This is a genomic window from Streptomyces sp. NPDC058678 (assembly GCF_042714835.1).
Taxonomy (GTDB): domain Bacteria; phylum Actinomycetota; class Actinomycetes; order Streptomycetales; family Streptomycetaceae; genus Streptomyces.
In genome coordinates, this window is sequence record NZ_JBHXSG010000074.1 from 6,212 (window position 1) to 19,493 (window position 13,282).

Below are 13,282 nucleotides of genomic sequence, written 5' to 3' on the forward strand. Positions count from 1 at the left end.
ACCCGGTCAGGCGTCCTCGATCACCTCCAGGCAGGCGACGGGGATGCCGCTGCCCGGGATCCGGAAGCGCGTCACGTCCTCGGGGATGCGGTACTTGGGCTTGCCCGGCTCGCCGTTGCGCGGGTCGCGGCGCAGGATGCGGGTGGACTCCTCGTCCAGCAGGAAGCCCGCCCGGGTGCCGGTGCGGTTGCGCTCCTGCACGGTGCCGGTGAGACCGCGCAGCAGAGCCGGGCGCAGCGAGTCGTTGATGCGGGCCCGGCGTCCGGCCACGAGTCCGGCGAACGCTTCCTTGTCGATCGCGCGGAGCCGCCGCGCGGAGGCCTCCTGGACCTTCGAGACCTTGATCGCATCCGGCAGTTGGCCGATGAAGTGGAGGACTTCGTCCATGGTGACGGTCATGCTGGTTCGCCTCTCTGTGACGCGGGGTGGGGGGACCGGCCGGGCACGGGCGTGCCCGGCCGGGCTTGCGGGGGAGGTTCGGTCAGGCGGCGGCGTCGGGCCGGTGGCGGGCGACCGCCTGGTTCTCGACCTCGGACAGCTGGTAGCTGCCGTCGTCGGCCTGGCCGAGGGCTTCCAGGAGCAGCAGGTAGGCGGCCTGGAGCCGGTCGGGGGACTCCCACAGGTAGACGTGCGTCATCCGGGCGGTGTCGAACTGCTTGGGCTCGCGGATGGCGTCCTCGAACGCGGCGGCGACCTGGGCGAACACCACGTTGGCCAGGCGGTTCTTGGGAAAGTGGGCGGCGGTCTCGGAGGCGGAGTCGTTCTCGGGGTCCTTGGCTCCGAGCAGCAGGGCCACGGTCTGGGTGCGCTGCTTGTCGGCCCACTTTCCGTAGAAGCGGGGCAGGTCCAGCATGATCTGCTGGGCGAACAGCCGGGCCTCGTCGGGCAGGGTCTTGCCGCGTACCAGCCGCTTGACGAACTCCTGCCTCGGTCCGGCAGCGGCCTTCCAGGCCCGGTTGCACGCCACGGTCCGGGCGCGATCCTCGGCCTTCTGCTCGTCCTCCTGGGTCTTGGGCTTCTTCGGCTGCGGCCGGACCTTGTGGCCGTAGGCGGCCGGGTCGGCGCAGTGCCACACGGGCCGGTGCTCGTCGTCCAGGCGGGCGCTGTGGCCGGGGCAGCTCTTGTGGTTGTCCTCGGTGAGCGGATTGCCCAGTCCGGTAGTCAGCTCGGCCAGGGGCTTGGACGGGTCCTTCTGCCCGTACCCCGGCTGCCCCAGCAACGGGATGTCCGCCGCCTTGAGGTCTTCTTCGGCCTTCGTCCGGGCGTCGGCGTCGGTCCGCTCGGCCTTGAGCAGCGCCATCTCCTGGTCCCAGTGGCCGCGCCCGCCGTTGCCCTCCTCGTGGTCGCGCTCCAGCGCTCGCAGCAGACGGCGCTCCGCGCCGGGCACGTGCTCGACCTCGGCGAGCTGGGCGGTCTGCTCCAGGTCCATGCCTCCGGCCGTAGCCCGGCGAAGGATGGCGTCGTCAAGCTTCTGCGCCGCCTTGGCCTGCTTGACGGCGTTGCGGCCGACGCCGAGAGCCTTGCTGGCCTGGCGACGCTCGACGTCGCTCATGTCGATCAGGGACAGCTCCTGCGACTTCAGGATGTCGCGCGCGGTCATCCCCTCGCGGTGCTTGTTCTCGACCAGGGACAGGAATCGGGTCCAGCCGTCCTTGCCGACCAGGTCTTCCCGAACGTGCGCCTTGATCCTGCGGACCGGGCGGCCGTCCTCCTGGGCGGTGGCGTTGGCGATCTGCTGCGCCTGCGCGCGCCGCCAGCCCTTGAACGCGCCGTAGGTGCCGTCGGGCCGGGGCCGGACGCTGATGGTTTCCTCGACACCGATCTCCCTGACCGAGTTGATCAGGTCCTCGTCCGGTTCGGTGTCCTCCTCGCGGGCGTTGCACTCGTCACGCACCACGAGCGCCGGGTCGAGCAGGACGATCTGCGGCGCGTCTTCCTCCTCGTGCGTGGCGGGTTCGGTGGGCTGGGTCGAGACGGCGGTGGCCATGGGGCTCTCCTTCTCCTTGCCTGTTCGGCGAATTGGGGCGGTTGGGGTGTCGCCCCCCGCTTCAAATACAATAATAGTGTGTTTATGGGTGGAGGCTAGATACCCCCTGAACTGCAAAAACGCTGATCCTGGGGGGTGTCTGCGGTACTCCGCAACGGCGGACTCAGCCGACGAGTCCCGACTTCAGCTCAGGTCGTGCACGACGTGCCAGCACGGACCGGACCAGACCGTGAGCCCCAGGTTCCTCACCTGCTCAAGCAAGGCGTCGTCCCACCCGGCGCCGACCGGGAGAGAGGGCACTGCCCGGTATGTGTTGGGTCCGAGCTGCTCGTAGCCTGCCCCGAGAACGACGTGCTCGTCGTCGCCGACCGTGAACAACTGCACGCGCACGTCGGCAGGGTTCCCGCTGGCAGGGCGGTGTGCCTGGGCTTCCCTCAGCTCTTCCAGCGCTTCCCGCTCCCGGGGCGGCGCGACCACGACGCCGTAGACGGCGTACACGGAGTGGGACACGGACATGGTTCAACCTCCCTGGCCCAGGGGCCGGTTCGGCGTGCGGGCGACGCGGGGGCGGGCGCGGCCGGCCGGAGCGGACGGGCGCGGTGGCGGCGGTCGGGAAGCCAAGGCGCTCACGTGGCGCACGGGTGCCGACTGCGTGTGCGGGCGGCCCGGATCTCCCCATCGAAGTCCGGGTACTGCCTCGACGCCGACGGCAGCAGTGCGCTGCGGACGTCCATGGCCCGGGTGAGAAACCCCAGTTGCGCGGGAGTCAGCACCCAGGGGCCTTGCTCGTCGGCGTCCAGGGCGGACAGCAGGTCCTCGGCGGTGCCGACGTCCTCGGCCTGCCGGAACACAGGGTGCGTCCGGTTGACCCGCAGCGCGAGACTCAGGCTGGCTCCCAGGTGAGGGGCGTAGCAGCGCCGGTCGGGAGTGATCACCTGGTGGCCGTCCGGCACGGTGAGGATCTGGAGTACTCCCGCGAGAACGACGAGCCGTTCGTCGCTCTGGACGGGGAACGTCGACTCCGTCGCCGGGCTGCCGCAGGAGCGGCAGCGGTAGGTGCCCGGGTTCTCGGGCTGGTAGCGGCCGCCATGGCAGACGTGGCAGAGGATCGGAACGGGCACGGTGCACCTCCGCGCGGGCGCCCCTGCGCAGGGACGCCCGCAGGCATGGGCGGTCAGGGCTTCACGCGGGTGACACGGGAGGTCGGCAGGTGGACGCGCAGAACGTCCGCGTGCTCGGGCGGGTCGAGGGCCGCGAGCCGGTGGAGCGCTTCGGACAGCTTCGGGTCCGCGAAGTCCTCCTCGGCCCTCGCCGCTTCGTCGACCGGCACCATGCGTGCCGTGGTCTCGGTGTGCCGGAGGTCCGGCATCTCCTCGGTGGGCGCGAGAGCCGCGATGAACGGGCTCCAGCCCACGGACATCCCGCTGCCCGTCCGCTGCTCCGTCGTCGTGAAGTACGCGGTCACGGCCTGCGGTCCGTCGCCCGGCTGCTCGTCGGCGAAGGCCCGGACCCGGTCGGCGACGACCTGTCGCCATCCCTGCTCCGCCGCCGGGTCGGCAACGGTGGCCAGCGTCTCCAGGGTCTTGGGCGGAAGACCGCGGAGCGCGGCGCGCATCAGGGGCGTGGTCGGCTCGGCCAGCAGCGCGGCCAGTTCCTCGTGTTTCATCGCCGGTGTCCTTTCGTGGCGTGGCGGTGAGGGGCCCGTACGGCGGGGTGGTGGCCCCGCCGTACGGGGTGTTCCGCAGGACCAACAACATCAATAATAGTGTCTTTTGGGGTGAGGTGAACCCACCCCTGACCTGCGGTTTTACGGCCAGTCATGCTCTCGGCGGGGCGGTAGCGGGAAGGTTCGCCGGGGGTCCATGCGTACGCAGCGCTCGCAGTAGGCCGTGACGCGGTTGGCGGTGCACTCTCCCCACTGGCACTCGAAGCGCTCGCGCGGCCCGCAGATCAGGCACCGCCACAGAGTGATCCCGTGCAGCTCACACGGCTCGTACCGCTTGCGCGCAGGCAGCAACTCCAGGGCGGGGCGGGGGCGTTCGAGGCGGGCGACATCGGCGGCCGGGAACGACTCGTCGCCGTCGCGTATCCAGCGGGGCGACAGCTGGGCGTACCGCTCGGGCGTGGTGTAGTACGGCTGACCGGCCGGGCTGAACACCATGGCCAGATGGCCGCCGGAGATCAGGGTCTCCAGCCGGTCGTGGCTGAACTCCCCGCGCAGGGAGAGCATTTCGTCCTGGCGCAGGCTGAAGCCGTACCCGTACCGGCGCAGGATCCGACGCTCGGTGGCGGCCGGGCCCCGCTGGGCGGCGTCGAGTTCCTCGACGGCTTCGATCGCGGCCGTCGGGTTGGCGGTCAGCTCGCGTACCGTGTCCTCGGCGGCCGAGGCGGTGGCGTGGCTGCTGAGCGCGTACCCGTGGAGCTGGTCCACGACCTGGTGGCCTCCATCATGCTCGGCGGCGGCGTACCGGACGGGCTGCTGCGGCGGGGTGCGGCGTCGGGGCATGGCGGAACTCCATCTGCGCAAGGGGCGGGAGGCGGCAGAGGCCGGCCGGGCGGCGGTCAGCCCCTGGGCAGCGGCCTGTGGGCGGAGAAGACGTAGTGGCCCAGCTCGCGCAGTATGCCGGCGGTGTCGTCCACGGCCGCGGGGTCGTGGTCGGCCTGGCGGGTGTACGCCTCGATTTCGTTGTTCCAGGCGAACCCCTGGGCGGCAAGGGACTGTTCGGTGGCGGGCGTGGGGTCGTCGGAGGACTGCGGGGCGGCAACGAGTCCGTGAGCGGGGTCGGGTACGACGAGGAACACCGGGCTCCTTCCGTGTGGGCCGCCCTGGTCGGGGCGGCCCACGGCCGGGGCGGGCGGCTGGTCAGCGAGTGACGGTGACGGTGTAGTCGGCGTCCAGGACGGCGAGCGCGGCGCGGATGGACGCGCGGGTCTCCGCGCTCGGGACCGAGTAGGGGAAGTCCAGGGCGAGCACCGCGTCGTCCAGGTCGTCGTCGGTCATCGGCAGCGTGTATCCGCTGCGGTAGAGGGCGACGGCGGTCGAGGTGGCGACGCGGACGCGGTTGTAGGCGATGGCCTCCCCAGCCGTGACGTCGGTGCCGAGCGCTTCGCGCGCGGTGGGCGGCAGTTCCGCGATCCCGGCGGCGAACCGGCGGGCGGGAATTCGGAGACGTGACGGTCGCAGGGCGCGGCGCAGCGTTCGAAGCATGGCAACTCCTGGGGCTGGGAGTGGGGAAGGGGGCCGTCACCTGGTGAATGAAGTGGGGGTGGTGACGGCGCCCCTCGGCTCACTACTAATAATAGTGTAAGTTGGGAGGGTGTGAACCCACCCCTGACCTGCGCAAACGGGGAGGTGCGCGCGTCCGCGCGCGGTAGGTCAGAGCTGCGGCGCGTACGCGGCCAGGGACTTCGGTGCCGCCCTGGTGTAGATGCCCTCCAGGCCCGACGGGGCGATCAGGCCCCAGGTGAAGGTGGCGGTGTCGACGTAGAACTGCCCGCGCCGGGGGTGCGGCGGGGCATAGGCGCGCAGGGCGCCGATGCCGTAGACCTCCAGCGTGTCGTCGAGCAACGCGTCGCGCTGCTCCCCGGTCACGTCCGGTCCGTACTTGTTGAACGGCTCGTCGGCGACGACGGCGAGGATGGGGCTGAGGTCGTCCTCGATGGGGCCGAACATGCTGCGCCAGTGGGCGAGGCGGCCATGGCCTCCGCGCGGCTGGCGCGGGTGCTGCGGTAGCGCACACCGTCGCGGTGGTCGGCGAACTCGTCCGTGTCGTACAGCCACGCCTCGAACTGATGCTCCGAGTGCATCCCGACGCCGTTGTGGCGGCGGCGCAGGAACCCGAAGGGCTCGCCGTCGACGAGGACGGGGTGGCGCTCCGTGCAGAACTCGCAGGTCACGCCGACATGGCGCAGGAAGCGTTGCAGCCGGGGGAAGCGGGCGAAACGGGTGGCGCAGTTGCAGCAGGTGTACACCTCCCATCGGGAGGGGCTCGCGACCGTGTCATGGCGGCAGTGCGGGCACTGGTAGGCCTTGTTGCTGTACCAGTCGATGACTGGCAGCGGGTTCCTTGTTCCCTGTCTGCTGATGTCCCAAAAAAGACGGCCAGCGCACCTCCCACCCGCTTCTCCTCGTCCCCGGTCGGCATTGACAACCGTCCTCGCACCCCTCCATCATCATTCCACTAATCAAGTAGTGGAATGGTGGTGGTGATCGTGGAGTACCGCATCGACAGGCGGAGCGGGGTCCCCGCCTTCCAGCAGATCGTGCAGCAGACCAAGCAGGCCCTCCGGCTGGGCGTACTCGTGCCGGGTGACCGGCTGCCCACCGCCAAGGAGGTCGCCGAGACCAGCACGGTCAACCCGAACACCACCCTCAAGGCGTACCGCGAGCTGGAGCGCGAGGGCCTGGTCGAACCGCGACCGGGCCAGGGCACCTTCGTACGCCGCACGCTGGGCCGCCCCGAGACGGGCACCGACTCGCCGCTGTACGCGGAGCTGGTGGCGTGGATGTTGAAGGCGGCCGGGGCCGGTCTGGAGCAGGAGGACGTGGCCGCGCTGGTCGCGTCGGCGATGGAGAAGCAGTACGCCGCCGGGAACGTGGCGGCAACAGGGTCCACGACAACGGGGTCCACGGGGGCCACGACAACCAGGAGCACAGGTGAGTGAAGGTATGTACGCGGGGGAACCGGCGATCGAGGCGTACGGGCTGGGGATGCGCTACCGGCGGGGCTGGGCGTTGCGGGACTGCTCCTTCCGGCTCCCGGCGGGACGGATCTGCGGCCTGGTGGGACCCAACGGGGCGGGCAAGACCACGCTGCTGAGCATCGCGGCCCATGTCCTGCAGCCGACGAACGGCTCGATCAGCCTGTTCGGTGAGGCTCCGGGCTCGGTGGAGTCCGGTCGGCGCACAGCGTTCCTCGCCCAGGAGAAGCCCCTGTTCCGCCGCTTCACCGTGGCGGAGACCCTGCGTCTGGGCCGGGAGCTGAACCCCGGCTGGGACCAGCGCGCCGCCGAGGGCATCATCCGCGCGGGCAACGTGCCCTTCGACGCGAAGATCAGCACCCTCTCCGGAGGCCAGCGCACCCGCGTCGCCATCGCCCTCGCCTTCGGAAAGAGCCCCGACCTGCTGATGCTCGACGAGCCGATGTCGGACCTCGACCCGGTCGTGCGCCACGAGATCATGGGCACCCTCCTCGCCGAGGCCGCCGAGCGCGGAACCACCGTGCTGATGTCCACCCACGTCCTGGCCGAACTGGAGAACGTGTGCGACTACCTCGTTGTCGTCTCCGGCGGCGGAGTGCGCCTCGCCGGTGACGTGGACGAGCTGATGTCCGTGCACACCCTGGTCACGGGCGCAAAGCAGGGTGACGGCATGCCTCCCGCCCTCGCCCTCGGGCGCCACACCCTCGTCGAGTCCCGGACCAGCGGACGGCAGTTCACCGCGCTCATCCGCCCCGAGGGCCCGGTCACCGGCCCCTGGGACATAAACGCCCCGAACATGGAGGAACTCCTGCTCGCCTATCTCCGCTCACCCGACGCACCACCGCTGATCACCCCCACCGCCCAGGTCCACGGCCAGGGGTTCGGCACCGGGGCGGTGGCGGCATGAGCACCTTCACCCGCAGCTCGACCAGCACCTCGACCGGCTCCACGAGCGACGGCAAGAACGGGACCATGAACGGGACCACCGACGGGACCTTGAACGCGACCACCACGGAGGCCAACCGGCGCCCCCGACTCAGCGGTATGACCTGGCTGGTCTGGCGCCAGCACCGGGCCGCGTTCTGGACGATCCTCGCCGCCACCGCGCTCTCCGTGGCCTGGATCGTCTACCAGCGCGGCCAGCTGGTCGACTTCCTCGACGGTTACGGCTATCCCGGCAAGAGCCTCGACGAGGCGGGCGGCAGGTTCCAGCAGTACAACGACGCGTTCTCCTTCGTCTCCACGGGTCTCCAGGCGATACCCATCCTGCTCGGTGTCTTCCTCGGCGCCCCGCTCATCGCGGGCGACCTGGAGAACGGCACCGCCAAGCTGGTCGCCGCCCAGTCCATGAGCCGGACCCGCTGGCTCGCCACGAAGCTGGCGCTGGCCGGACTGGTGGTCGTGGTGAGCACGGGCGTGTTGTCGGCGGTGTTCGGCTGGTGGTGGAACCCCGTCAAGTCCGAGGCCACGGTCATGGACTGGACCTCGGGCGCCGCGTTCAACACGACGGGCCCAGTGCCTGTCGCCCTCACCCTCTTCTCCGTCTTCGGCGGGGTGGCGATCGGTGTGGTGCTGCGGCGCACGCTGACGGCCATGGTGGTCACCTTCGGTTTCACCGTCGTCCTCCAGCTTGTCTGGGGCTACTTCCTGCTTTCGCTCGGCAACGTCGTCACGGTCACGACGAACAAGGGTGTCACAGGCGAGAACGTGTCCCCGTCGCTCCCCCACGGCGCCTACGAAATCGATCAGTCGTATGTCACCGGCAGCGGGGATCTGGTGGGCTGGGGCACCTGTTCGGGGTCGCAGACCGACGCGGCACGGCAGGTGTGCCTGGACAAGGCCGATGCCGTGGGCTGGTCGGTGGATTACCTCCCGATGTCGCAGATGAACGCCATGCAGTGGTTCGGGGCGTCGATTCTGTTCGCCCTGACCGCCGGTGTCGTGGCGTTCCTCTTCGTCGGGGGTCGTAAGCGGCTCGTCTGAGTTCGTACGCCCCGCGCCCCTTTGCGAAGAGGCGCCTCTTTCTCCCTCTGTTTCTTTGTCCCGTCCGCCGGGCTGCTCCGCCATGCCCGAAGGTCCGGAGAGAAAGGCATGCCTTGAATCACCGTAAGAGGCGAGCGAGTGAGGCTTCCGCTCTCGCCGTGCTCGTCGCCGCCGCCCTTGCCTCGGCCCTGCTCGGTGCCCCGGAATCCGGGGCCGCACAGTCCGCCGGCGGTACGGCAGGTACGGCCCGCGCCCTCGGCAAGGCCAGGACAGTCACCCTCGTCACCGGTGACCGGGTCACGCTGGACGCCACCGGACAGGTCACCGGTGTGCGGCCCGGCAAGGGTCGGGAAGGCACCGCCTTCCGAATAGCGCGGAGCGCCGACCGCACCTACGTCGTCCCGCGTGACGCCGAGCGGCTCCTCGCGAACGGCACCGCCGACCGGCGGCTGTTCGACGTGACGCAGCTGGTCAAGTGGGGTTACGACGACGCGGCCCGCCCCGACCTCCCGCTGATCGTGACGTACGCCAAGGGCCGCACCCTCGCGCCGAGCACCCTGTCCGCCGCCGGAGCCCGGGTCAGCCGGGACCTGCCCAGCGTCAACGGGGACGCGCTGAAGGCCCGTAAGTCCGAGGGCGCCGACCTGTGGGAGACGCTCACCGGCAGCGGGGGGACGGCGCGGGAGAGGTCGGCCGCCGCCGACCGGGTCGAGAGGATCTGGCTCGATGGGAAGGTCGAGGCGGCCCTCGACCGGAGCACCGCGCAGATCGGTGCCCCCGAGGCCTGGGCGGCGGGGTACGACGGCACGGGCGTCAAGGTCGCCGTGCTGGACACCGGAGTTGACGGCACGCACCCGGATCTGAAGGGCCGTATCGACGCGGCGAAGAACTTCTCCGAGGCGGCGGACACGGTCGACCGGGTGGGTCACGGCACGCATGTGGCGTCCACGGTCGCGGGGTCCGGCGCGCACTCCGGGGGCACGTACAAGGGGGTCGCGCCGGGCGCCCGGCTGATCAGCGGCAAGGTGCTCGACGACGGCGGCTACGGCGAGGAGTCCGGGGTCATCGCCGGCGCGCAGTGGGCCGTCGCGCAGGGTGCCGAGGTGGTCAACCTCAGCCTGGGCGGCCCCGACAGCCCCGGTGACGACCCCCTCGAACAGGCGGTGAACGAGCTGTCCGCCTCCTCCGGCGCCCTCTTCGTGATCGCCGCAGGCAACGAGGGCCCGAGCGCCGGAACCGTCGGATCGCCGGGCAGCGCCGCCGCCGCGCTCACCGTCGGCGCGGTGGACCGCACCGACGCCATGGCCGAGTTCTCCAGCCGCGGCCCGACAGCGGACGGTTCCCTCAAGCCCGACCTCACCGCCCCCGGCGTCGACATCGTCGCCGCGAAGGCCGCCGAGGGCACGGAGGGCGACCCGGCCGCCGACGGCTACGTTTCGATGAGCGGTACGTCGATGGCGACCCCGCATGTCGCGGGCGCCGCCGCGATCCTCGCCCAGCGTCACCCCGACTGGACCGGTGAGCGCCTCAAGGCCGCGCTCACCGCGTCCGCCAAGCCCACCCCCGGCGTCTCGGCGTTCGCGCAGGGCACGGGCCGTACGGACATCGTCCGCGCCCTCGGCCAGCAACTCACCACCAGCCCGGCCACCCTCGGCTTCCCCACCCAGCAGTGGCCGCACACCGACGACAAGCCGGTCACCAAGACCGTCACCTACCGCAACGACGGCGACCGCCCCCTCATCCTCGACCTCACCACCGAGGTGTACGGCGAGGACGGAAAGCCCGCCGCCGAGGGCATGTTCGAGGTCTCGCCGAAGCGGCTCACCGTCCCGGCGGGCGGCACCGCGACCGCCCAGGTCACCGCTGACAGCGGCGCGGGCACGGCCGACGGCGGCTTCGGCGGCTCGGTCACCGCGACGGACGGCGCCAGCATCACCGTACGGACCGGTGTCGGCGTACAGCGCGAGGTCGAGTCGTACAACCTGACCGTCAAGCACCTCGACCTCAAGGGGAAGCCCACCGGGCGGTCCCAGACCGGGGTGCAGGGGCTGGACAACAAGATCTGGAACGACTACTCGGACGACACGGACGGCGAGTTCACCGTACGGCTGCCCAGGGACCGGTACAACCTCGAAGGCCGGATCGACACGGGCGCGACCCCCGAGTCCGGGGACCTGGCCCTCCTCCTCAACCCGAAGTTCTCGCTCACCCGTGACACCACCCTCGTCATGGACGCCCGCAAGGCCAAGCCGGTCCGGATCACCGTGCCGGACGCCAAGGCCAAGCACACCGCCGCCACCCTCAACTACGGGTTCGACATCGACGGGCACCGGAGCGTCAGCACGTACGACATGGGCAGCTTCGCCAAGCTGCGGGTCGGGCAGTTCGGCGCCCGGCTGCCCGCGAACGAGGCGTTCGCGCAGTACAACGGCACCTGGACGCACGGCAGTACGAACTACCGGCCGGCGATGAACCGTACCGGCGATCTGTCCGGCTTCACCGCGAACCTGAAGCGCTCGCAGTTCGCCAAGGTCAGCATCCCCGCCGGTGCGCCCGCCAAGGGCAAGAAGGGGTCGCTCGTCGCCGCGCCCCTCACACCAGGGGACGGCTTCTGGCTCGACTTCCACCCGACCGAGTTCTCCCTGCCCGCCACCCTCACCGAGTACGTCCTGCCGGGCGTGAAATGGCGGTACGCCCTCTGGCAGACGAGTGGCACGGACGCGGACGGCGAAACCGTGTACGACGCCGGCCAGTGGACCGCGAACCCCCGGGCGTACAGCGCGGGCAAGCAGTACACCGAGCGCTTCAACACCGGCGTCTTCGGCCCGCATCTCACGGGCCCGCTGACCGGCAACGAGGACCGTCCGGGCGCGGTCCGCGTCGGTGACACCTTCATGGCGTACCTTCCGCTCTTCTCCGACGGCGCCGGGCACGTGGGCGACTCCCGTTACAGCAAGGCCGGGAGCACCCTCTACGCGGGCGGCACGAAGATCTTCGCCGCGAACACGGACCTGGCCGGCGTCTCGTACGAACTCCCCGCCGCCAAGCGCACGTACCGCCTGACGACGGACGTCTCCCGCCCCACCTCCCTCTCGTCGGTCTCCACCCGGGTCACCGCCGAGTGGACCTTCACCTCCGCGCACGTCACCGGTGCCGGGCAGCGGCTGCCACTGTCGGTGGTCCGCTTCACGCCCCGGCTGTCCACGGAGAGCACGGCCAAGGCGGGTACGCGTTTCTCTGTCCCGTTCACGGTCGAGGGCGCGGCCACCGCGCGCACCGCCCGCAAGCTGGCCTTCTCCGTCTCGTACGACGACGGCCGGACCTGGCACCCGGCGAAGGCGGTCGACGACAAGCGCCTCGACCTGCGCCACCCGGCGAAGGCGGGCACGGTCTCTCTGCGCGTGACGCTCACGGACGCGGTCGGCAACACCCTGAAGCAGACGATCCACCGGGCCTACCGGGCCGTCAAGTAGGCCTCTGTACACGTGTGTTGGTTGGACGCCCGGGTCGGCTTCGGCCGGCTCGGGCGCTCTTGCTGTGAACGGGACCCGCTGACCGTCGGAAAGTGCCCGACTCCAAAGTCGGCCAGTTGCTGACCCTCCTGGACCGCTCCGGCATCCCCCAGGAACTGGAAGAACTCCTCAAGGACCGTCCTGGCCCCAAGGGGGTACGCCCCCGGGTGGTGCCGGCCGGTCTGCTGCTGTCGGCGTACTACACCGGCCGGGCCACCGTCGCCGATGCCTGGCGCATCCTGCACTACAGCCTCAAGCCCAGAGATCCTGGATGCGGGTTGGGACAGCTACCCGTGGAAGCGGCACGCTGAACGTGCGAGCCAGGCCGCTGTAGATCAGTAGTACGGGCCAGAGGGATGCAGCCCGCCTGCGACTGCGGTCTCTGCACCGCATTGCCGATCGTGGACAAACTGCTGCCCGCTCCTGACGGTGTGCCGCGGGCATGCCGGCTCCCCATGCGCACCCTGCTGCGGAACCCCCGATCCTCCGGGTCCTCACGATTCCGTTGCGGCGGCTGGATGTCAGTGCGATGTCGTAAGGTCCGCCCATGAACTGGGGAGATGCACCAGCTTGGGCTGCGTTCGCTGTGTCACTGGGAGCCATTGGTATCAGCCTCAAGGCCAGAAGTGACGGCAAGCGTTCGGCTGATGCTGCGGAGAAGACCGCCGCTGTTGCTGAGGAGACCCTGGCCCACCAGCGAACGGTGGACGCTGCTCAGCGCGCGGCAGAGGAAGAGGCCAATCGGCCTCGTGTTGTGCTGGCCTTCGAGCATGCCAACAAGGCGAAGTGGCAGTTGGTCAACTACGGAACGGCGATCGCGACCAACGTGCGGATCACGGAAGCGGTTGCCGCCATGCACGGGGCTTTGTGAGGTCGCACTGTTGTTGCAGTGACCGCTCGCCGTTAACCTGCAGTGCCGCAGATGGATTGCGACGGGTTCTGGATCTTGCTCGAGCCGCTTGACCTGCGGTCCTGCAGGTTGGGTGAGGCTGCCGCAGTTGCGGTGAGAACGCCTAGGCGGAGAGTGCGGGGAGTGCGCCGGTGGTCGCAGTTCGGTGGATGCCTCCTCCGCGACGTCCTTGATAGCCCTGCTGATGAG

Annotated in this window: 15 protein-coding genes; 6 read left to right on the plus strand and 9 right to left on the minus strand. The window is 70.3% G+C overall.

Annotated elements, in window-relative coordinates; all coding sequences use genetic code 11:
• Positions 1-6 precede the first annotated feature (6 nt).
• The 9 genes from ACFWWR_RS40855 to ACFWWR_RS40895 all read right to left on the minus strand — a co-directional run bounded on the left by ACFWWR_RS40855 (position 7) and on the right by ACFWWR_RS40895 (position 5,660).
• The gene (locus tag ACFWWR_RS40855; RefSeq protein ID WP_384308978.1) at positions 7-399 is read right to left on the minus strand and encodes a hypothetical protein; all 393 of its coding nucleotides are present in this window, start codon (positions 397-399) and stop codon (positions 7-9) included.
• Between the two features lie 82 nt (positions 400-481).
• Complete coding sequence (locus ACFWWR_RS40860; RefSeq protein ID WP_384308981.1) at positions 482-1,987, minus strand: ParB/RepB/Spo0J family partition protein; 1,506 nt, start codon at positions 1,985-1,987, stop codon at positions 482-484.
• Between the two features lie 183 nt (positions 1,988-2,170).
• Positions 2,171-2,503 carry a hypothetical protein gene (locus ACFWWR_RS40865; RefSeq protein ID WP_384308984.1) on the minus strand — a complete coding sequence of 111 codons (333 nt, stop codon included), beginning with the start codon at positions 2,501-2,503 and terminating at the stop codon, positions 2,171-2,173.
• 110 nt (positions 2,504-2,613) lie between these two features.
• Entirely contained in the window at positions 2,614-3,108 is a 495-nt protein-coding gene (locus tag ACFWWR_RS40870) for a hypothetical protein (protein WP_384308987.1), read from the minus strand.
• Between the two features lie 53 nt (positions 3,109-3,161).
• Positions 3,162-3,653, minus strand: coding sequence for a hypothetical protein (locus tag ACFWWR_RS40875; protein WP_384308990.1), 492 nt, complete (start codon positions 3,651-3,653; stop codon positions 3,162-3,164).
• Positions 3,654-3,794: 141 nt separating this feature from the next.
• Positions 3,795-4,493 carry a hypothetical protein gene (locus ACFWWR_RS40880; RefSeq protein ID WP_384308992.1) on the minus strand — a complete coding sequence of 233 codons (699 nt, stop codon included), beginning with the start codon at positions 4,491-4,493 and terminating at the stop codon, positions 3,795-3,797.
• A 56-nt stretch (positions 4,494-4,549) separates the two neighbouring features.
• Positions 4,550-4,789 carry a hypothetical protein gene (locus ACFWWR_RS40885; RefSeq protein ID WP_384308995.1) on the minus strand — a complete coding sequence of 80 codons (240 nt, stop codon included), beginning with the start codon at positions 4,787-4,789 and terminating at the stop codon, positions 4,550-4,552.
• Positions 4,790-4,850: 61 nt separating this feature from the next.
• Positions 4,851-5,195 (minus strand): hypothetical protein, encoded by a 345-nt coding sequence (locus ACFWWR_RS40890; protein WP_384308997.1) that lies wholly within the window; start codon positions 5,193-5,195, stop codon positions 4,851-4,853.
• A gap of 168 nt (positions 5,196-5,363) precedes the next feature.
• Positions 5,364-5,660: a hypothetical protein gene (locus ACFWWR_RS40895; RefSeq protein ID WP_384309000.1), complete on the minus strand. Its 297-nt coding sequence runs from the start codon at positions 5,658-5,660 to the stop codon at positions 5,364-5,366.
• Between the two features lie 524 nt (positions 5,661-6,184).
• On the opposite strand from ACFWWR_RS40895, the gene ACFWWR_RS40900 reads away from it, so the two are divergent.
• The 6 genes from ACFWWR_RS40900 (at position 6,185) to ACFWWR_RS40925 (ending at position 13,054) form a co-directional block, all read left to right on the plus strand.
• On the plus strand, positions 6,185-6,652 hold the full coding sequence (locus ACFWWR_RS40900) for a GntR family transcriptional regulator (RefSeq protein WP_384309003.1): 468 nt from the start codon (positions 6,185-6,187) through the stop codon (positions 6,650-6,652).
• A gap of 4 nt (positions 6,653-6,656) precedes the next feature.
• Entirely contained in the window at positions 6,657-7,595 is a 939-nt protein-coding gene (locus ACFWWR_RS40905) for an ABC transporter ATP-binding protein (protein ID WP_384309036.1), read from the plus strand.
• Entirely contained in the window at positions 7,592-8,671 is a 1,080-nt protein-coding gene (locus ACFWWR_RS40910; RefSeq protein ID WP_384309005.1) for an ABC transporter permease, read from the plus strand. The genes ACFWWR_RS40905 and ACFWWR_RS40910 overlap by 4 nt, the downstream gene beginning before the upstream one ends.
• 158 nt (positions 8,672-8,829) lie before the next feature.
• Positions 8,830-12,144: a S8 family serine peptidase gene (locus ACFWWR_RS40915; protein WP_384309007.1), complete on the plus strand. Its 3,315-nt coding sequence runs from the start codon at positions 8,830-8,832 to the stop codon at positions 12,142-12,144.
• Positions 12,145-12,236: 92 nt separating this feature from the next.
• Entirely contained in the window at positions 12,237-12,494 is a 258-nt protein-coding gene (locus ACFWWR_RS40920; RefSeq protein WP_384309009.1) for a hypothetical protein, read from the plus strand.
• A gap of 236 nt (positions 12,495-12,730) precedes the next feature.
• Positions 12,731-13,054, plus strand: a complete 324-nt coding sequence (locus tag ACFWWR_RS40925; protein ID WP_384309011.1) for a hypothetical protein — start codon at positions 12,731-12,733, stop codon at positions 13,052-13,054.
• The last annotated feature ends 228 nt before the right edge of the window (positions 13,055-13,282 follow it).